Source organism: Citrobacter amalonaticus Y19 (assembly GCF_000981805.1).
GTDB lineage: Bacteria > Pseudomonadota > Gammaproteobacteria > Enterobacterales > Enterobacteriaceae > Citrobacter_A > Citrobacter_A amalonaticus_C.
Genome location: NZ_CP011132.1, coordinates 2,325,893 through 2,342,959, shown reverse-complemented (window position 1 = coordinate 2,342,959; position 17,067 = coordinate 2,325,893). Strand labels below are relative to the sequence as shown.

Below are 17,067 nucleotides of genomic sequence, written 5' to 3'. Positions count from 1 at the left end.
CGGCCTACTGGACCCGTAGGCCCGGTAAGCGAATGCGCCACCGGGCGCCGTCGCGTGCAATTATTCCATCATCTTCTCAATCGGCAGCACCAGAATCGAACTGGCACCGAGCGCTTTCAGTTTTTCCATTGTTTCCCAGAACAGGGTTTCGCTGCTTACCATGTGCATTGCCACGCGCTGCTGATCGCCGGCCAGCGGCAGAATGGTCGGGCGTTCGGCACCTGGCAACAGGGCGATCACCTCTTCCAGACGATCGCTCGGCGCGTGCATCATGATGTATTTCGATTCACGAGCCTGAATAACGCCCTGAATACGGGTCAGCAGCTTATCGACCAGTTGCTGCTTGGCGTCTGTCATCTCGCCGTCACGCTGGATCAGGCAGGCTTTAGAGCGATAAATGACTTCTACTTCTCGCAGGCCGTTGGCTTCAAGCGTGGCACCGGTTGAGACCAGATCGCAGATGGCATCGGCGAGGCCCGCGCGCGGGGCCACTTCCACCGAACCGTTCAGCAGACAGGATTTAAAGGAGACGCCTTTCTGGTCGAGATAACGTTTGAGCAGGTGCGGATAAGAGGTTGCAATGCGTTTGCCATCAAGCGCGGCGGGGCCATCCCAGGTTTCATCAACGGGCGTTGCCAGAGAAAGGCGACAACCGCCGAAGTCGAGGCGACGTAGCGTAAAGTAGCGCGGGTCTTCGCCCTGAGCGCGGCGGTTCAGCAGTTCCTCTTCCAGAACGTTCTCGCCAATGATGCCCAGGTCAACGACGCCGTCCATCACCAGACCGGGGATATCGTCGTCACGCACGCGCAGAATATCAATTGGCATATTCTCTGCCATCGCAATCAGGCGCTGGGTGTGTAAGTTAATTTTAATACCGCAGCGGGCGAGTAATTCGCGTGAATCATCACTTAAACGACCTGATTTCTGAATCGCTATGCGTAAACGGGTGTTATCTAACATTCTCTTTTCCTCTTTATCCTGTCTGAACCTGTCTGAATTGCGCACCAAAAAAAAGCCCCCGGAAGAAATCTTCCGGGGGCTCTCTCATACGTTCATGCACCACTGGAAGATCTGAATGTCTCCCAGCACACATCGCCTGAAAGACTAGTCAGGATGATGGTGATGATGGTGGTGTTTAAATTGAACGCGTGTCATAAAATTCTCGATGAATGCTTATTCATTTGATGCCTTTTAACCTAAACCACTTTAGCGCCTTAAAGCAAGCGCTTTTTTTAATTCATATTTATAGTATGAATTGTCAGTCTTAAAACGCTGGCGTAGCCTTATAGACATAGTGCTGGAGTCAGGAGAAAACGGATGAAAAAGGTCGCAGTTGTCGGTTTAGGATGGTTAGGCATGCCGCTGGCGATGTCGCTTACTGCCAGAGGCTGGCGGGTGACGGGGAGCAAAACCACCCAGGATGGCGTGGAAGCGGCCAGAATGAGCGGGATCGAAGGATATCCGCTTCGGCTCGAGCCTGAGCTGGTGTGTGAAACAGATGACCTGGATGCGCTGATGGATGTCGACGCGCTGGTGATTACCTTACCGGCTCGTCGCAGCGGTCCCGGCGAAGAGTTCTATCTGCAAGCCATGCAGGAGCTGGTGGACAGCGCGCTGGCTTACCGTATTCCGCGCATTATCTTTACCAGTTCGACCTCCGTCTATGGCGACGTGCAGGGGACGGTGAAAGAGGGAACTGCGCGTAATCCGGTCACTGCCAGCGGTCGCGTGCTAAAAGAACTGGAAGACTGGCTGCATAATTTACCGGGTACCTCGGTAGATATCCTGCGTCTGGCCGGACTGGTGGGACCAGGACGTCATCCGGGGCGCTTCTTCGCGGGCAAAACCGCCCCTGACGGTGAGCATGGCGTCAATCTGGTCCATCTGGAAGATGTCATTGCCGCCATCACCCTGCTGTTACAGGCACCGAAGGGGGGACACATCTATAATATATGTGCGCCTTCGCATCCTGCCCGCAATGTATTCTATCCGCAGATGGCGCGTCTGCTGGGAATGGAGCCGCCGCAGTTCCGTAATTCCACGGATAACGGTAAAGGTAAAATTATAGATGGCAGCCGGATCTGTAATGAGCTTGGGTTTGAATACCAGTATCCCGATCCGCTGGTGATGCCGTTGGAGTAATGCAGACCTCCAGCAGTTAGTCGCCATACACCGCAAGGGGGCGTGTATGAAACCACTGCTGGATGTGCTCATTATTCTCGATGCCCTTGAAAAAGAGGGCAGCTTTGCGGCGGCGTCGGCCAAACTGTATAAGACGCCGTCTGCACTCAGCTATACCGTCCACCGTCTGGAAAGCGACCTCAACATTCAGATCCTCGATCGCAGCGGCCATCGCGCCCGGTTCACGCGTACCGGACAAATGCTGCTGGAGAAAGGACGTGAAGTCCTGCATACCGTGCGGGAACTGGAAAAGCAGGCGATTAAACTCCACGAAGGTTGGGAGAACGAACTGGTCATTGGCGTAGACGATACGTTCCCTTTTTCCCTGCTTGCCCCACTGATTGAATCCTTTTATCAACATCACAGCGTCACGCGTCTGAAATTCATTAACGGCGTGCTGGGCGGATCGTGGGATGCGCTGACCCAGGGCAGGGCAGACATCATTGTCGGCGCGATGCATGAACCCCCTTCCTCCAGCGACTTTAGCGTTGCGCGTCTGGGCGAACTGGAGCAGGTCTTTGCAGTCGCGCCACACCATCCTCTGGCTCAGGAGGCGGAGCCGCTGAGTCGCAGCACCATCAAACGCTATCGCGCGATTGTGGTGGGTGACAGTTCGTCTCTCTCTTCTGCAAGCGCGACGCAACTGCTTGATGACCAGGAGGCAATTACCGTCTTCGATTTTAAAACCAAGCTGGAACTGCAAATCAGCGGTCTGGGATGCGGTTATCTTCCACGCTATCTGGCGCAGCGCTTCCTGGAAAGTGGGGCGCTGATCGAGAAAAAAGTGGCAACACAAACGCTCTTTGAACCAGTGTGGATGGGGTGGAATGAGCAGACCGCAGGACTCGCCAGCACCTGGTGGCGGGATGCAATTTTAGCAAATAGTGCTATTGCTGGAGTCTATACAAAAGGCGAGACAAACAAATCAAGCAGTTAAGAAAAAATAGTTCACGACAAGCCTCTCATTCTCTTGTGTTTTCGCCTCATTTTAGTGCACAATGCGCCGCTTGCAAAAAATGACATTAACCGACGTTTTCATACGCGTCGGTTATTTTTTTGCATCAAACCAATCATTCATACAAAGAGGCCGGGCTTCGTACCGGATAGATATTTACTAAAAACCGACAGTTGTTGTCGCTGAGGAATCCAGAAAATGGGGCAATTTTTTGCTTACGCGACGGTATTCGCCGTAAAGGAGAATGACCATGTCGCATAACGCTACTCCAAAAACCTCTCGCGTGGAATTGCGTAAAACGCTTACGCTGATTCCGGTTGTCATGATGGGTCTTGCCTATATGCAGCCGATGACGCTGTTCGATACGTTTGGTATCGTTTCAGGCCTCACTGACGGTCACGTTGCAACGGCTTATGCCTTTGCGCTGATCGCTATTCTTTTTACGGCGTTGAGCTACGGTAAACTGGTTCGCCGTTTCCCGTCTGCTGGCTCAGCGTATACCTATGCCCAGAAATCCATTAGCCCGACCGTCGGCTTTATGGTGGGTTGGTCATCCCTGCTGGACTACCTGTTCATGCCGATGATCAACATCCTGCTGGCTAAAATTTACTTTGAAGCGCTGGTGCCGTCCGTGCCGTCGTGGATCTTTGTCGTCGCGCTGGTGGCCTTTATGACCATCTCTAACCTGCGCAGCATCAAGACCGTGGCGAACTTCAATACCCTGATTGTGATCCTGCAGATGGGCATTGTGGCGGTGATTGTTGGCCTGATCATCTATGGTGTCTCGAACGGTGAAGGTGCCGGTACGCTGACCAGCACGCGTCCGTTCTGGTCGGAAGGCGCGCACGTCGTGCCGATGATTACCGGGGCAACGATTCTGTGCTTCTCGTTCCTGGGCTTTGACGGTATCTCTTCGCTGTCTGAAGAGACCAAAGATGCGGAGCGCGTGATCCCGAAAGCTATCTTCCTGACGGCGCTGATTGGCGGTCTGGTGTTCATCGGGGCCTCATACTTCCTGCAGCTGTACTTCCCGGATATCTCTCGCTTTAAGGATCCGGATGCCTCTCAGCCGGAAATCATGCTGTACGTGGCGGGTAAAACCTTCCAGTGGGGCGTGCTGATTTTCTCCAGCGTGACCGTTCTGGCTTCCGGTATGGCGGCACATGCAGGTGTCTCTCGTCTGATGTACGTGATGGGACGTGACGGCGTATTCCCGACGCGCTTCTTCGGTTATGTACACCCGAAATGGCGTACTCCGGCGTGGAACGTGCTGTTGGTGGGGGCGATTGCTCTGCTGGCGATTAAATTTGACCTGGTGACGGCGACAGCGCTGATCAACTTCGGTGCGCTGGTGGCGTTTACCTTCGTGAACCTGTCTGTGATTTCCCAGTTCTGGATCCGCGAAAAACGCAACAAGACGCTGAAAGACCACTTCAACTATCTGGTGCTGCCGGTATGCGGCGCGCTGACCGTTGGCGCACTGTGGATTAACCTGGAAGAGAGCTCCATGGTTCTGGGTCTGATCTGGGCCGGTATCGGTCTGGTGTATCTGGCCTGCGTGACCAAAAGCTTCCGCAACCCGGTTCCGCAGTACGAAGATATCGCGCAGTAATTCATAACGTCTGCAGACCCGGTAAGCGAAGCGCTGCCGGGCAGGAAGCCGGAGTTAACCACTCCGGCTTTTTTTATGTCACAGGTTTATTTCCCGTCATTATTCATAACCATTTGTTCTAAATTAGAGAATTTGGTTATTGGTTCCCCGCCGCGTGGTCAGGAATAATTTCCCGATTGATATTCTTCAGGCTAACTAATTTATGTTTTCAATGATTTTAAGCGGGGTTATCTGCGGCGCGCTGCTCGGTTTTGTGATGCAACGCGGTCGATTCTGCCTGACCGGTGGTTTCCGCGATATGTATGTCGCCAAAAACAACCGCATGTTCTATGCGCTGCTGATCGCGATTTCTGTCCAGAGCGTCGGTGCCTTTGCGCTGATTCAGGCGGGGGTGATTCGCTACGATGCTGGCGCGTTCCCGTGGCTTGGTACCGTTGTTGGCGGCTACATTTTTGGGATTGGGATTGTCTATGCGGGTGGATGTGCCACCGGAACCTGGTATCGTGCGGGTGAGGGGCTAATCGGCAGCTGGATTGCGCTGGCAACCTACATGGTGATGAGCGCGGTGATGCGTTCGCCTCATGCCAGCGGGTTAAACCAGACGCTGAAGACGTACAGCACGGAGCACAATTCCATTGCCGACACGCTGAACCTCTCCGTCTGGCCGCTGATTGCGGTTCTGCTGGTGGTGACGCTCTGGGTGGTCAGCAAAGAGCTGAAAAAGCCAAAGCTGAAGGTGGCCACTTTACCGCCGCGCCGTACCGGGCTTGCGCATATTTTGTTTGAAAAACGCTGGCACCCGTTCGTGACGGCGGTGCTGATTGGTCTTATCGCGCTGCTGGCCTGGCCGCTGAGCGAAGCGACCGGGCGCATGTTTGGGCTCGGGATCACCTCGCCGACGGCTAACATCCTGCAGTTCCTGGTGGCGGGAGACAGTAAATTCCTCAACTGGGGCGTTTTCCTGGTGCTGGGGATTTTCCTCGGCTCGTTCATTGCAGCGAAAGCCAGCCGTGAATTCCGCGTACGCGCTGCTGATGCCGCAACGACACTGCGCAGTGGCTTCGGCGGGATCCTGATGGGCTTTGGCGCCAGCATTGCTGGGGGCTGTTCTATCGGCAACGGTCTGGTGATGACGGCGATGATGACCTGGCAGGGCTGGATTGGCCTGGTATTTATGATCCTTGGCGTCTGGACCGCGTCGTGGATTGTGTTTGTACGACCGCAGCGTAAAGCCCGTCTGGCAACCGATGCGGCAAATTAAGCGTAAGGATTAATGATGGCGATTAAAAAACTGGATGTGGTCACGCAGGTTTGCCCGTTTCCACTGATTGAAGCAAAAGCCGCGCTGGCTGAAATGGCGAGCGGTGACGAACTGGTGATTGAGTTTGACTGCACCCAGGCAACCGAAGCGATCCCACAGTGGGCGGCACAAGAAGGGCATGCGATTACGGATTATCAACAGGTTGGCGATGCCGCCTGGAGCATCACCGTACAGAAAGCGTGATAACAGGCCCTCCGCCGTGGCGCGGAGGGCGAATCTCAGACAATCTCTTCGGCGTACTGCCACAGCGCCTTCAGCAGTGCCTGCTTCTCTTTATCATCCGCATATTCCTGATACAACACCTGCAACTCATCGGCATAGCGCTGTAAATATTCCGGCGTAAAGACCTGGCGACGGTGCTCCAGCCAGCGCTGCTGTTCCATTTCATCCAGCGTACCGGGGAAGTTACGCGCCCGATAGTTGAACAACAGTTTTTCAATACGCGGATCGACAAAGGTGATATCCAGTGCCGGCAGATTCTGCGGATCGGTTTCCAGCACAATCTTCATTGCCGCCCGGTCAGCATCGCTGAAGAAACCGTTATAGAGCTGGGCATCGACGTTGTCAGACGGCGTGAACGGTTCCGCTTCAGCAAAGATAGCGACCACTTTGTCACGCACCTGCGGATTTTCACGCAGTACTTTCAGATTATCGAGGCAGTGCTGGCGATTAATGCCCAGACGGTCAGCATCTTCCGGACGCAGCGTATTCGCCTGCGCCAGCACCGGACATTTGTTGATGTGCACCAGTTTCAGAGGGACTGCGGCGTTATCGCCCAGACTGGCTTTGGCGGTGTACAGACGCTCGCGCAGTGTGTCGCTGTCCAGTTCCAACAACGGCGAAATATCACCGGCCAGATCAACCATAATCACCGCATTGCGGTTATCCGGATGCCAGGCCAGCGGCGCAACCCAACTGGTGTTGCCGCGCCATGCGCCAAACATGCCGGAAACATGCACCAGCGGCTTCATTTGCGGCACATCAATCAGCGCGGCCAGCTTATGCTTGTTGCGGTGCGTATAGAGATACTCAAACAGACGCGGCTGACGCGACTTCACCAGTTGCGCCATGGCAATGGTGGCATAGACGTCCGCCATTGCATCGTGCGCGTTGCTGTGTTCGATTCCATTCGCTTTCGTCAGATGCTCCAGGCGAAAGCTCGGGAGCCCGTCGTCATTTTCTGGCCAGTTGATGCCTTCCGGGCGCAGGGCGTAGCAGGCGCGCATGACGTCCAGCAGATCCCAGCGCGAGTTATCATGCTGCCAGCTCCACGCGTAGGGATCGTAGAAGTTGCGGTACAGCACGTTGCGCGTGACCTCATCGTCGAAACGCACGTTGTTGTAGCCAATAATGCAGGTTTTCGGCACCGTAAACAGTGCGTGGATCCGCGCGGCAAACGCAGCTTCATTGTCACCTTTTTCCCGTGCTTCCTGTGGGGTGATCCCGGTGACCATCACGGCGCCCGGCTGAGGCAAATAGTCATCCGCCGGTTTGCAGTAAAACACCTCAGGCTCGCCGATAACGTTGAATTCGCTATCGGTACGCAGGGCGGCAAATTGCGCCGGTCTGTCGAGCGCCGGATGAATGCCAAAGGTTTCGTAATCGTGGAAGAGGAATGTGCTCTGTATGCTATCGTTTTTAACTGTCACCTGATGTACACGCCTGATGTTATATGTAACTGATTTAAAGTGTTTTTATCGCTATATTTGTCATTGATTGATTATAACTGTACACGATTAGATATTGTTGTTTATGTTCGTACATGACATATTGAGTACAGATTAAGTACATAAACCTTAAAATCATTGAGTACAGAAAATTAAAATGGCGATCAGTGACACTAAGCTTCGCTCCATCTATGGTAAACCATATTCCGGCCCATCTGAAATTACTGATTCTGACGGGCTCGGTATACGCATTACGCCAAAAGGCATTATCAGCTTTCAGTTCCGTTTCCGCTGGGACGGGAAGCAGCATCGACTTGGACTTGGACGTTATCCGGCAATAATGCTTCGCGATGCCCGCAACATGGTTGCAGATTTAAGGGAGTCGGTCGACAAAGGAATTGATCCGCGTACGCTGTCCGGTGGCAGTAAGGCACAAAAAAAGCCAACGGTAAAAGACTGCCTCGACTATTGGGAGAAGAACTACGTTGACATCGCACTTCGTGAAAAAACACAAGCACTCTACAGGTCGACTGTCATCAAGCACATGAGCGATGCCTTCTCTGGCATTCCGATTGAGGATATTCCCGTCAGGCTATGGGTTGAACGCTTCACTGAAGAAGAGCGCATTAACCCAAGACGTGCGCGTCAGTTGCTGGTGCAGCTTCGTTCCGCTATTGGCTGGTGCACCAGAAGGCAGTTCATCCGCCCTGTTGAGCTTATGATGCTGCAGCCGAAAGATGTCGGGATAAAATCTGCGGTTGGTGAGGTCACTCTCAGTTATAACCAACTGGCGAAGATATGGCTGGCAATAGAACGGAGTAGGGGATCAACATCTAACAAGCTTCTTCACCAGTTGCTGATGCTTTACGCCGCCAGAAACAGCGAACTTCGCCTGGCTGTTACTGATGAGTTTGATCGCGAGGAAGGTGTTTGGACTGTGCCGGCAGAGAAAAGCAAAACCAACAGGATTATCCGGCGTCCTATATTCGGCGCGGCTGATGATTTGCTTAAGAAGGCGGAAATGACATACGGGAATATTCTTTTCCCGGGACCAGATCTAAAAAAATCCATGACTATTGCCGGCGCTAACAGATATCTCGGCAGGATTGAGGCGTCACTGGGTATTGGTGAATTTTCCGCACATGATTTCAGACGCACTCTGGCGACGAGGCTATCAGAGGAAGGTGTAGCCCCGCACGTAATTGAAAAAATGCTAGGGCATGAGTTGGGCGGAGTGCTTTCTGTTTACAACAAACATGACTGGATCGCCGAACAGAAAGCTGCCTATGAGCTGTACGCCGAAAAAATATTCTGGCACATCAAAAAGATTTCTGGTTAATTCCGCCGTTTAAAATCCACGCTTCCACCTCAGATTGTAAGTATTGCTTGGGGTGGGTGCGGATCGGTTTCGGAAAGTTATGATGCTTCGTGTATTTCCAGATGGTCATACGAGACGAAACCCGGATCATTCGCATCACTTCTTTTTCGTTAATCATTTCAATATCACTCATACCCACCTCATACCACATTCAGGCCACGGCAGTGGCACCACGTTTCAAACATCCGCTTAACCACTTCCCGGCAGTAGAATCCTTCCTGATCCCTCGAGAGGTCGTAGCGGTTTCCGTACCGCTGGCGCACCCATATTTCAAATGCCTTGTGCATCTTCTTCCTCCCAGCGTTGGCGTTCGGCATCGATACAGGGTTTGCATACTTCATAAACCCGTCCGTAGCTCCCCTCTTCAATATCCCTGCGGGGATACAGATGATCCGCTTGTTTATGGCACCAATCGCACTTTCCCGAATAGTCGGCTTCACGGGATTCCCGATAATACTCATCCAGGCATTCCTGGCACATATCGTGATACTCGCAGCCAAACGAATCGGTTTCTCCCTGGACGCGGCGAACGGCGTCTCTGTCGGGGTGTTCGTCACATTTCGTACCTGCCGGCACACCTGAAAAGTGACCAGGTAAGGTTGATACAGGACCATTGCTAATATCCGCCATCACTTCACCTCCACGTCGATCCGGGCGATAGCGCATGCTCTCTCGATCGCTTCTTTCACCCAGCGCTTATATGTTTCCGGATGGAATGTTTCTCCCTTTCCGGTACCGCTCCAGAACGCTTTTGAACTGGCGTCGGGAAGGGTGATGGTCAACGGTTTACCAGAGGTGACATCGTTAACCACTCTCTCCCAGCGGTCGCCGGTCTGTGATTCAAGGCGCTGAATTAACTCCCCGATGCTTAATGGGGCGCTCAATTGCTGGCGTAAGCGCTGGATCTCCTCCGCCATGTAGTAGCCGGTTTTGCTCCAGGTATCGACGTCATCGCCCGTCATGTCTGGTTCCATGGTCGCCATCAGAACGGAATCGTGATAGTCCCGGCTGCCATCGGTGATTGCAACGGCGTACGTGTCACTGTTTTCGCGCTTATGAATAAGCACAACCGGGCTTTTAATTTTCCTCATCTCGCACCTCAGTAATTCATCAAAAACTTATATTCAATCAGCGCGCCGAAAACGACGGCCACCAGCAGCAGGCCAAACAGCATGGACAGGAGAAATGGTTTCATCGCTTGGCCTCCCGCTGTACGGTTTTATTAGCCCGCAACATGTCGCGGGATTTGCCAGATAAAACCGACTTCATGAAAAGCACGCCGTTACGGGTTGCAATGATGGCTGGCGTGCAGAGCAAGGTGGCATCCACCACCCGGTTATGTTTACGGAACTCAAACACGGTACTGGTGATCACGATGTTTGCCGCGGCGCCGTAGTCCTGGTATTGGATTTTCATTCACATATTCCCCGCTACCGTATCGCTCATGTCGTTGACCATGCTTTGCCAGATTTCACGGCCATGTGTTGTCAGATCGTTACCATGAATACACTTGCTCAATAACTGGATTCCGATCGCTTCCCACTGCTGTGGATAGTTGTCTCTGAGCGCCTCCAGTGCGTAGCCGTTGATTAAATCCCTTACGCCTTGAGCCCCACCAACGATGTTTACCTGTATCTGTTGATCATTGGCATTAATCATGAAGTGATCACCGCTGGTGGCTGAAATATGGTTATACAGCGCAGAGGCGTACTGGTTCGCCAACGAGTTGAGGCGGAAATTTTGCGTAATGAGCGCCATTACCTGACCTCCCACCCGATAGCCTGAAACAGCCCCATCTTTGGGTGATACCAGCGTGTGCCGCGCGGTTCAGCTTCAGACATCATCTGGCGGAATGCCTTCATGAACGGCTCAAACTCCACAATGGCCCGGCGAGAAAGGAGACCGTCTGGTGTCATGAATTCGTGGGTGTCGGTGGGGATGCGATAAGCATTGACCAGATTCCTGCACTTGGCATCAGTCATGCCGCTTTTGGCGACCACCTGGCGGTAACCGACATATCCGGCGCGCATGGTCCCGCGTTTGATGTTCTCCACAGCTTCTGTGACCGTTTCGATCTGCTCTTCAACATGATTCAGGCGCTTCTGCTGGCGAACGGCATCGGCGGCCATTGCGGCGATCATCTCGATTTCCGTCAGCGGCGCGTGAGTGCGGAAATAGCTGTTAACCAGCTCTCGCTGAACCTGCCAGGCCAAATCGTCGGTAAAGGATTTCACCAACATCAGATACCCGGATTCGACCAGTACAATTCCTGATGCTGCAAATTTGGAGAAAGTACCGTCAGGAAGGTGTCGACGAATTTCGTCGGAACCTAATTCGAAGTAGTCTTCTCCTTCAATAAGACGAGACTTGTTTTCTCGGAAATTGCGTCCAGCAGTTCCGTCTGGCCGCTGGTGGACTTCATCAATCATCGCCAGCGTCACAACACGCTGGCCGCGATATTCGACTGCCGGAAGCTGTCTGTTGTTGATAGTTATTGTGTTCATTTGCGTCCTTCCTCAGTGCATGATCGGCATGTCTGGCATACCTTCGGTCTGGATTTGCTCGATAAAGCTGTCGTGGAGAAGGTTGAACCCCTCCCGGCCCATAGCGGACAGCTTGAAACCGGATTCGTCGTCAGCAACAACCATGTCCTGATACATCCGCAGAGCCAGTTGCTGGCCAACAGCAGGCCCGTATTTTTCAATTGCGCCAGCCTCAATATGGTTAGCGAGCGCAAAGCGTTCCGGTCCGGGGTAGACGCTGATTGCACCTTGCTTGCCGGAATAGATAACGGCTGTATCAACGCCGCCTTCGTCGTTCGGAACTTCGACTGTCCCGTTCTTCTCCTGCTCCTCAGCGATGAATACCGCGGCGAGCAACCAGCGCCAGACGATGATTTGCTTATCGATGTTGAGCGTAATCCAGTTGCTTTCTACCGCCTCCATGATGCAGGCCAGCAGTTCCATTCCTTCCGCAATGTTTTTGTCATAGTGACCGTTGTCGAGCTGACGAATAGCTGCGGAATATCCAATCACGCGATTTCCAAACCGAATGCCGGTTGACGTTGGTTCGGGGTTAAATGCTGTGCGATCCATTACGTACCTCTGCTGGTTTGCTGGACTGAAGTTCTTCGCGTTCTTTCACGTAGCGGTCATGCATGGCATCCCATTTTTCGCACCACTTCTGCATATCGCGCTTACGGGCAAAGATGCGGCGCAGCCGGCGAACGCAGCGCTGGTGGGCGAAGTGATACTCTTTCGTGACGCCGCCGCGCTCCCATGCTTCTCCGTGTACCGGATGAGACACCTTTACGTCAGGATGGCGGCACATAAAGCCCGACGCCTCGAATGCCCATGTGGTCATGAAGAACGCCAGATATCGGATCGCCGTATCGCGACTGAAGCAGCGCTTTATGCGTCCATGCCGCATAGCGACGAACAGGGTGCCCACAGGCGTATGGTGAATTTGAAATGCCAGGTCAATGGTGCTGGCGGTACGGTTGTCGATCATCGTTTTATTTCCCCTGAATATTTTTCATGACTCATTACTTCCCAGTTCCGGCCATCGTCTTTCGATAACAGCCTCCAGCGCGGATTAACCTTCAGGCTGAGATATCCGGTTCTTCGCATACGTCGCGCATATATTCGCTTTCGCCGGTATCGCAACAGGACCTGCATTGCCTGCAGGTGTACGCGTTCAGGTATTCGAATTGCTGTCAGTGCCACCAGTAACCTCTTCAATGCGTAGCTCCATTTCGCGAGCCATTTCGATAAAAGTGTCCAGAGCGCAAATGTGTTCGTCGTCAAGCAGCCGGCGATCGCATGTGACACGACCGTTTTCGATATAAAGAACAACACGCCCGGTGAAGTCCGGAAGAACATGCAGATCCACGTTGAGGACTGGGGGGGGGATCTGAATCCCGTGCATAATTGTTTGTTGTGAGGTCATCAGTTAATTCCTCCACATACGTATTTCTCTTTCGCGTGTTTAATTAATTCCGCAAAAATCTCGTCAACAATCATCTTCCCGGTTTCGGTCAGATATTCGGCGTGTCCATTGATATCGACACTTTTTATATATGTCTGGCGAATAAAGGTTTCCGCCTCTGCTGCAAATTCAGTCCGCGCCTGTTTTTCGAAGCGCTGCAAAAGTTTTGACATTGATTCTTCGTTAATCTCGATAACCTGAATATTTCCATCAGGCATATTAACGGACAGGCAATAACCGCCAGTCTTGCGCTTCATTCGGCTTAATGCTGCAATAGCAATGCGACGGCGATAAATTTCAATGGTGTTATTTTTCACGTCGTTTTTCCTCTGCCTTCACCCAGATATCGATATCTGATGAGATGTTCAAAGCAAGACCAAGCAACTGCTCAGTCTGGAGAGGGTTCATTTCCTTAAAACAAAGATGCATCAGGTCCAATAGTTCATTAAGATTTCTGGATGAATTAGCTACATCTTCAATGCTGTCATCTGTTGATGGGTCCCACATATTTACCTCCCATATGCTTTGCGCAGAAAGAGGTTGGCAATATGCAGATAGCTACCACCGTAAGAGGCAATTAACCGCGCAGTCTTGTGTGCTGCTTTATCCTTAACGAATAACATAAATATCACCTCGCTGAAATTTGGTTGCACGTATCCCCACCAGGGATGGTGTGATTTAAACTACTTATTAATTAATTTAATTTTGTTTCGATGCTTTTCAGTAAGTCATGTACTTTAATCGTATTATCGAAAATAAGTGATGCCATCAGGCAATCGGCGTCATCACTGTCTTTTCCTGAAAAATATGATTCGTTATATACGTGAGCCAGTTCCCTGAGTTTTGCAGCGCTGACTGTGGCATAAAAAATATCATCGGCAATATCATCGCTATTCCCGATGGGGGGCTGAACTGCCTTTTCGCCTTTTGCTAACTCTTCGATATATGTGTAAGCTGTTTCACGGGTTTTATCGAAAGAGCGAATGAGGCAGGCTAAGCCGCAATCAGTTTCCTCATTCATTTCTTCGGTGTTTTTATAAATCATTTCCAGAAGAGTACTGCCTTCGGAAATCTGAGCGGCAATGTCATTAAGCATTTCTAATGGAGTTTTCATTTGAGTTTCTCCGATTCGTTCTTGCGGGCCTCATCTGCATAATTGCAAACAAACGCAAAGAGAACGTCGCTGATTTCACGATACCCATCATCGTCAACAGCAGATAGCAAGCTAGCAGTTTCAGTGATTAAGGATATATTCTTGAAAGCATCGCATGGGCGGATGGACAACCCCTTAAATGTTTTTATCGGTTCAACCATTTTCTATCACCTCTACGTTAACTTGATAGTTGAATGATAGAGGGTGCTATTGGTTATTGCAATAGGTAATTCTATTTGTGATGCTATTATTTTTTATGTTATTGATATGAAAATAAAAAAACAGCTATTAGTCCCTTGTGAATTGCAATGTGCGCACAATGCTGTGAAAGTACTGGGATTAATCCTGACAACCAAAGAGAGGGTAATGATGCGATTATAAGTTGTCTGGATTCCACGCCCAGAACTATTGGTCATATCATTCAAAACAATAACTATGGGATGCCGGAGAGACTGCGAGGGAGGTAAATAAAACCCGGAACGGTGGCCGGGTTGGAAACTATTCACTGGAAGATTCATTGCCCTTCCGCTGGATTACCCATGCTTTCTGTACGTCTGTGGCATGCTGCCGATCACCTTTCCAAATATGAATATTTTGTTCATCTCTTCTTTCTCGATCGGGTCCCATGGGCGATAGGTATGGTTGTCAGAGATAACCAATAGCTTATCTTTCATCTTTTGCAAACGCTTAACATGCGACGTATCGTCGTATATGAACGCGTAAATGCCGTCACCGTCAAAGTGCTGAACGCTTATATCGACGAAAAGTAGATCTCCAGGCTCAATTGTTCCAGACATGCTATCTCCACGAACGTTGATGATGCGTATCTGTTCCTGTTTTCGGCCATTAAACATTTGGCGCGCATCTTCAACCGAGTATTCCACGGAGCGTAACACCTCCACGAATTCGCTGTTAATTATTCCAGGCCCTGCACTAACCGTGAGGTCAAGTACGTCAACTCTGAAGATGTTTGGGTCTGTTTTGTTGGTAATTACGGAGGTCGGTTGTTGGGCATCGGCTCTCATCGGCCCAGTTCCGTTTGACAACCACTCCGAGCGAACACCCAAAGCATTCGCTATTTCAACTATTTTTGTTGTTCCTCTGGCATTGCCTGATGTTATGCGCCATATGGTTGGTTGCGCCATATCAGCTGCTTTGGCTAATTGCCCTTGGCTCATACCCATCTCACTCATTGCGTAGTTAAGTCTGTCAGCTAGTGTCTTAAGTTTACTCTCTTGCATTTTTATAGCCTCCGCTATCACATTTTAGCCTCGCATGATAAACAAGTCTATTGCTCATTCAAATAGCAATTGCTATTATTTGTCGATAGCAATCAAATGAAATGGGTAAAAAAATGAAATCAGCAATCGAGAGAGCTATTGATGCTGCTGGCGGGGTTAATGCTTTAGCCCGCGCAATCGGTATCAAACAACCATCTGTTTCTCGCTGGAGGAAGGTTGGTGTTGTTGGGGTGGATCATGTCCCTGATGTTGCAGCTTTGACTGGGATTCCCGCTCATGAGTTGAGACCCGATAAGCCAAAGCTTTTCCCGCCCCCGGGTAATGGGGTGTGACATGTCACGGCATGCTGGAGGAATCATGAATCACTCTGACTTCGTACGTAAATATTCATTCGATAACCCACTTCAGCGGTTGGTCATGCTTCGCATTTTGATGGGCGGATCCATGGATGGAGAAGGGGAGCGAGTAATCGATCATCAGGTACTTTACGAATTCTGTTGCTGCTCAAAGCAGGCAATGTTTAAGGAGATCAAGGCCCTTGAACGTGCAGGTTTCCTGAAAGTGAGAAAAATTGGTGCTCTCGATACCGGGCTTGCAGTTCGTCTTGAGCCAGCTCGCGGCTACACAATCACGCCAGTTCAGGAGTTTGTATGAGTAGCAAAATTCTCGGTAACGTCTGGGACGCGTGCGCAGCGCATGATATTAAGGGAGCCAAACTTGTGATTATGGCACGCCTGGCTGACTACTCGAACGACGATGGTATGTGTTACCCGAGCGTGGAAACCATTTGTCGCCAGTTGGGGCTGGGGGAGAGTACTGTCAGAACAGCTATTGCAGAACTGGAGTCTGCCGGATGGTTGCGCCGTGAATCCCGCCGCAAAGGTAACCGCAATACGTCCAATCTTTATCACCTGGATGCCGATCGCCTTGAGGCTCTGGCGCGTGTTGAGAAAGACAAGGTTACAGCACTGAAGCAGCAACGTCGGGCCAGTGGTTTTCACCCGTCAGATTCTGAACCTTCAAAATCTGAACCGTCAGATTCAGGACGTTCAAGCGGTTTTCACCCGTCAGATTCTGACAAAAATGGCGTTTTCACCCGTCAGAATCTGACCCCAGATCCACAAGTAAATTCAAAACATGATCCACAAGTAAATTCAAAACAAGAATCACAAGATATTGGCGTGTGTGGCAAAGCATCTTCTGAACATCGCTCTTCCAAAGAGAACTATTCCAACGAGTTCGAGCAGGCCTGGCAGGCATACCCCAAACGTGCTGGTGGAAATTCAAAAGCAGCAGCCTTCAAGGCCTGGAAAGCTCGGCTGAAAGACGGGGTTAAACCTGAAGACATGCTGGCAGGCGTTAAGCGCTATGCAGCCTACGTGCGCACCACTGGTAGCGTTGGCACGCAATACGTCAAGCAGGCGGCAACGTTCTTTGGACCTGATCGCCATTTCGAAGAAGCCTGGCAAACTCCATCCGCTCCCGGTGGTGGGCGTCGCAGTGCGCTTCCGGTATCTGGCTTCAGCGAACAGGATTACGGCCAATCAGACTGCAACTGGTAACAAGGGGAAA

The 17,067-nt window shown here is 51.3% G+C and carries 27 protein-coding genes, 1 pseudogene and 1 other annotated feature; of the genes and pseudogenes, 10 read left to right on the top strand and 18 right to left on the bottom strand.

What is annotated here, in order from left to right; translation table 11 throughout:
- Positions 1-60: 60 nt before the first annotated feature.
- Positions 61-960, bottom strand: coding sequence for an ATP phosphoribosyltransferase (gene hisG / locus F384_RS10880; RefSeq protein ID WP_046481475.1), 900 nt, complete (start codon positions 958-960; stop codon positions 61-63).
- Between the two features lie 46 nt (positions 961-1,006).
- Positions 1,007-1,129 (bottom strand) — a sequence feature (His leader region).
- Entirely contained in the window at positions 1,105-1,155 is a 51-nt protein-coding gene (gene hisL, locus F384_RS29855) for a his operon leader peptide (RefSeq protein ID WP_001364200.1), read from the bottom strand. (Overlaps the previous feature by 25 nt.)
- Positions 1,156-1,317: 162 nt before the next feature.
- Between hisL and F384_RS10875 the strand changes: the two genes are divergently transcribed.
- The 6 genes from F384_RS10875 (at position 1,318) to tsuB (ending at position 6,252) form a co-directional block, all read left to right on the top strand.
- Positions 1,318-2,142, top strand: coding sequence for an SDR family oxidoreductase (locus F384_RS10875; protein ID WP_046481474.1), 825 nt, complete (start codon positions 1,318-1,320; stop codon positions 2,140-2,142).
- Positions 2,143-2,188: 46 nt separating this feature from the next.
- On the top strand, positions 2,189-3,118 hold the full coding sequence (locus tag F384_RS10870; protein ID WP_046481473.1) for a LysR substrate-binding domain-containing protein: 930 nt from the start codon (positions 2,189-2,191) through the stop codon (positions 3,116-3,118).
- A 216-nt stretch (positions 3,119-3,334) separates the two neighbouring features.
- Entirely contained in the window at positions 3,335-3,397 is a 63-nt protein-coding gene (yoeI, locus tag F384_RS29850) for a membrane protein YoeI (protein WP_102025864.1), read from the top strand.
- Positions 3,387-4,748, top strand: coding sequence for an APC family permease (locus tag F384_RS10865; RefSeq protein ID WP_046481472.1), 1,362 nt, complete (start codon positions 3,387-3,389; stop codon positions 4,746-4,748). The genes yoeI and F384_RS10865 overlap by 11 nt, the downstream gene beginning before the upstream one ends.
- A gap of 202 nt (positions 4,749-4,950) precedes the next feature.
- Positions 4,951-6,009, top strand: coding sequence for a thiosulfate utilization transporter TsuA/YeeE (tsuA, locus tag F384_RS10860; protein ID WP_046481471.1), 1,059 nt, complete (start codon positions 4,951-4,953; stop codon positions 6,007-6,009).
- Positions 6,010-6,024: 15 nt separating this feature from the next.
- A complete protein-coding gene (gene tsuB, locus F384_RS10855; RefSeq protein ID WP_046481470.1) occupies positions 6,025-6,252 on the top strand; it encodes a thiosulfate utilization sulfurtransferase TsuB/YeeD in 228 nt (75 codons plus the stop codon).
- 35 nt (positions 6,253-6,287) lie between these two features.
- Here the strand turns inward: tsuB and sbcB are convergent, their stop codons facing one another.
- Positions 6,288-7,718, bottom strand: a complete 1,431-nt coding sequence (gene sbcB, locus F384_RS10850; RefSeq protein WP_046481469.1) for an exodeoxyribonuclease I — start codon at positions 7,716-7,718, stop codon at positions 6,288-6,290.
- A 175-nt stretch (positions 7,719-7,893) separates the two neighbouring features.
- Between sbcB and F384_RS10845 the strand changes: the two genes are divergently transcribed.
- Positions 7,894-9,075, top strand: a complete 1,182-nt coding sequence (locus F384_RS10845) for a tyrosine-type recombinase/integrase (protein WP_044257009.1) — start codon at positions 7,894-7,896, stop codon at positions 9,073-9,075.
- On the opposite strand, the gene F384_RS10840 is transcribed toward F384_RS10845, so the two are convergent.
- From F384_RS10840 to F384_RS10775, 15 genes and pseudogenes are all read right to left on the bottom strand, one after another.
- On the bottom strand, positions 9,056-9,247 hold the full coding sequence (locus F384_RS10840; protein ID WP_044257011.1) for a helix-turn-helix transcriptional regulator: 192 nt from the start codon (positions 9,245-9,247) through the stop codon (positions 9,056-9,058). The two genes, F384_RS10845 and F384_RS10840, sit on opposite strands and share 20 nt — an antisense overlap.
- Positions 9,248-9,384: 137 nt before the next feature.
- Complete coding sequence (locus F384_RS27935) at positions 9,385-9,744, bottom strand: hypothetical protein (protein ID WP_155403991.1); 360 nt, start codon at positions 9,742-9,744, stop codon at positions 9,385-9,387.
- A pseudogene (locus tag F384_RS30380) lies at positions 9,744-9,920 on the bottom strand (ATPase); the annotation flags it as partial. The gene F384_RS27935 and the pseudogene F384_RS30380, both read right to left, overlap by 1 nt.
- Before the next feature lie 385 nt (positions 9,921-10,305).
- On the bottom strand, positions 10,306-10,530 hold the full coding sequence (locus F384_RS10825; protein ID WP_046481467.1) for a hypothetical protein: 225 nt from the start codon (positions 10,528-10,530) through the stop codon (positions 10,306-10,308).
- Positions 10,531-10,872, bottom strand: coding sequence for a hypothetical protein (locus F384_RS10820; protein WP_046481466.1), 342 nt, complete (start codon positions 10,870-10,872; stop codon positions 10,531-10,533). It abuts the gene before it with no gap.
- Entirely contained in the window at positions 10,872-11,618 is a 747-nt protein-coding gene (locus F384_RS10815) for an ORF6N domain-containing protein (RefSeq protein WP_046481465.1), read from the bottom strand. Before F384_RS10815 ends, F384_RS10820 begins: the two co-directional genes overlap by 1 nt.
- Before the next feature lie 12 nt (positions 11,619-11,630).
- Positions 11,631-12,149, bottom strand: a complete 519-nt coding sequence (locus F384_RS10810) for a hypothetical protein (RefSeq protein ID WP_046498055.1) — start codon at positions 12,147-12,149, stop codon at positions 11,631-11,633.
- Positions 12,150-12,189: 40 nt separating this feature from the next.
- On the bottom strand, positions 12,190-12,624 hold the full coding sequence (locus F384_RS10805; RefSeq protein WP_046481464.1) for a hypothetical protein: 435 nt from the start codon (positions 12,622-12,624) through the stop codon (positions 12,190-12,192).
- Positions 12,621-12,839 carry a hypothetical protein gene (locus F384_RS30375; protein ID WP_136397979.1) on the bottom strand — a complete coding sequence of 73 codons (219 nt, stop codon included), beginning with the start codon at positions 12,837-12,839 and terminating at the stop codon, positions 12,621-12,623. The genes F384_RS10805 and F384_RS30375 overlap by 4 nt, the downstream gene beginning before the upstream one ends.
- On the bottom strand, positions 12,811-13,062 hold the full coding sequence (locus tag F384_RS10800) for a hypothetical protein (RefSeq protein WP_046481463.1): 252 nt from the start codon (positions 13,060-13,062) through the stop codon (positions 12,811-12,813). Before F384_RS10800 ends, F384_RS30375 begins: the two co-directional genes overlap by 29 nt.
- Positions 13,062-13,418 (bottom strand): hypothetical protein, encoded by a 357-nt coding sequence (locus tag F384_RS10795; RefSeq protein ID WP_046481462.1) that lies wholly within the window; start codon positions 13,416-13,418, stop codon positions 13,062-13,064. The genes F384_RS10800 and F384_RS10795 overlap by 1 nt, the downstream gene beginning before the upstream one ends.
- Positions 13,408-13,608, bottom strand: coding sequence for a hypothetical protein (locus F384_RS10790; protein ID WP_046481461.1), 201 nt, complete (start codon positions 13,606-13,608; stop codon positions 13,408-13,410). Before F384_RS10790 ends, F384_RS10795 begins: the two co-directional genes overlap by 11 nt.
- Before the next feature lie 187 nt (positions 13,609-13,795).
- Complete coding sequence (locus tag F384_RS10785; protein WP_046481460.1) at positions 13,796-14,215, bottom strand: hypothetical protein; 420 nt, start codon at positions 14,213-14,215, stop codon at positions 13,796-13,798.
- Positions 14,212-14,415: a hypothetical protein gene (locus F384_RS10780; RefSeq protein WP_046481459.1), complete on the bottom strand. Its 204-nt coding sequence runs from the start codon at positions 14,413-14,415 to the stop codon at positions 14,212-14,214. Before F384_RS10780 ends, F384_RS10785 begins: the two co-directional genes overlap by 4 nt.
- Positions 14,416-14,787: 372 nt before the next feature.
- Positions 14,788-15,495: an XRE family transcriptional regulator gene (locus F384_RS10775; protein ID WP_046481458.1), complete on the bottom strand. Its 708-nt coding sequence runs from the start codon at positions 15,493-15,495 to the stop codon at positions 14,788-14,790.
- Positions 15,496-15,608: 113 nt separating this feature from the next.
- Here F384_RS10775 and F384_RS10770 point away from each other — a divergent pair, with 113 nt between their 5' ends.
- Genes F384_RS10770 through F384_RS10760 form a run of 3 tightly spaced genes read left to right on the top strand, consistent with a single transcriptional unit; the run spans position 15,609 to position 17,057 of the window.
- The gene (locus tag F384_RS10770; RefSeq protein ID WP_046481457.1) at positions 15,609-15,827 is read left to right on the top strand and encodes a transcriptional regulator; all 219 of its coding nucleotides are present in this window, start codon (positions 15,609-15,611) and stop codon (positions 15,825-15,827) included.
- 25 nt (positions 15,828-15,852) lie between these two features.
- Positions 15,853-16,149 (top strand): hypothetical protein, encoded by a 297-nt coding sequence (locus tag F384_RS10765; RefSeq protein WP_032635108.1) that lies wholly within the window; start codon positions 15,853-15,855, stop codon positions 16,147-16,149.
- Positions 16,146-17,057: a helix-turn-helix domain-containing protein gene (locus tag F384_RS10760; RefSeq protein WP_046481456.1), complete on the top strand. Its 912-nt coding sequence runs from the start codon at positions 16,146-16,148 to the stop codon at positions 17,055-17,057. The genes F384_RS10765 and F384_RS10760 overlap by 4 nt, the downstream gene beginning before the upstream one ends.
- Positions 17,058-17,067: the final 10 nt, after the last annotated feature.

Bases quoted from the DNA above. Each gene is read 5' to 3' on its own strand.
- F384_RS27935 (WP_155403991.1), bottom strand. From the start codon at position 9,744: ATGGCGGATATTAGCAATGGTCCTGTATCAACCTTACCTGGTCACTTT.
- F384_RS10805 (WP_046481464.1), bottom strand. From the start codon at position 12,624: ATGATCGACAACCGTACCGCCAGCACCATTGACCTGGCATTTCAAATT.
- tsuA (WP_046481471.1), top strand. From the start codon at position 4,951: ATGTTTTCAATGATTTTAAGCGGGGTTATCTGCGGCGCGCTGCTCGGT.
- F384_RS10775 (WP_046481458.1), bottom strand. From the start codon at position 15,495: ATGCAAGAGAGTAAACTTAAGACACTAGCTGACAGACTTAACTACGCA.
- tsuB (WP_046481470.1), top strand. From the start codon at position 6,025: ATGGCGATTAAAAAACTGGATGTGGTCACGCAGGTTTGCCCGTTTCCA.
- F384_RS10815 (WP_046481465.1), bottom strand. From the start codon at position 11,618: ATGAACACAATAACTATCAACAACAGACAGCTTCCGGCAGTCGAATAT.
- F384_RS10870 (WP_046481473.1), top strand. From the start codon at position 2,189: ATGAAACCACTGCTGGATGTGCTCATTATTCTCGATGCCCTTGAAAAA.
- F384_RS10820 (WP_046481466.1), bottom strand. From the start codon at position 10,872: ATGGCGCTCATTACGCAAAATTTCCGCCTCAACTCGTTGGCGAACCAG.
- F384_RS10780 (WP_046481459.1), bottom strand. From the start codon at position 14,415: ATGGTTGAACCGATAAAAACATTTAAGGGGTTGTCCATCCGCCCATGC.
- hisG (WP_046481475.1), bottom strand. From the start codon at position 960: ATGTTAGATAACACCCGTTTACGCATAGCGATTCAGAAATCAGGTCGT.
- F384_RS10760 (WP_046481456.1), top strand. From the start codon at position 16,146: ATGAGTAGCAAAATTCTCGGTAACGTCTGGGACGCGTGCGCAGCGCAT.
- F384_RS10845 (WP_044257009.1), top strand. From the start codon at position 7,894: ATGGCGATCAGTGACACTAAGCTTCGCTCCATCTATGGTAAACCATAT.
- F384_RS10865 (WP_046481472.1), top strand. From the start codon at position 3,387: ATGTCGCATAACGCTACTCCAAAAACCTCTCGCGTGGAATTGCGTAAA.
- F384_RS10785 (WP_046481460.1), bottom strand. From the start codon at position 14,215: ATGAAAACTCCATTAGAAATGCTTAATGACATTGCCGCTCAGATTTCC.
- F384_RS10800 (WP_046481463.1), bottom strand. From the start codon at position 13,062: ATGACCTCACAACAAACAATTATGCACGGGATTCAGATCCCCCCCCCA.
- F384_RS10770 (WP_046481457.1), top strand. From the start codon at position 15,609: ATGAAATCAGCAATCGAGAGAGCTATTGATGCTGCTGGCGGGGTTAAT.
- F384_RS10765 (WP_032635108.1), top strand. From the start codon at position 15,853: ATGAATCACTCTGACTTCGTACGTAAATATTCATTCGATAACCCACTT.
- F384_RS10790 (WP_046481461.1), bottom strand. From the start codon at position 13,608: ATGTGGGACCCATCAACAGATGACAGCATTGAAGATGTAGCTAATTCA.
- F384_RS10825 (WP_046481467.1), bottom strand. From the start codon at position 10,530: ATGAAAATCCAATACCAGGACTACGGCGCCGCGGCAAACATCGTGATC.
- F384_RS10840 (WP_044257011.1), bottom strand. From the start codon at position 9,247: ATGAGTGATATTGAAATGATTAACGAAAAAGAAGTGATGCGAATGATC.
- F384_RS10875 (WP_046481474.1), top strand. From the start codon at position 1,318: ATGAAAAAGGTCGCAGTTGTCGGTTTAGGATGGTTAGGCATGCCGCTG.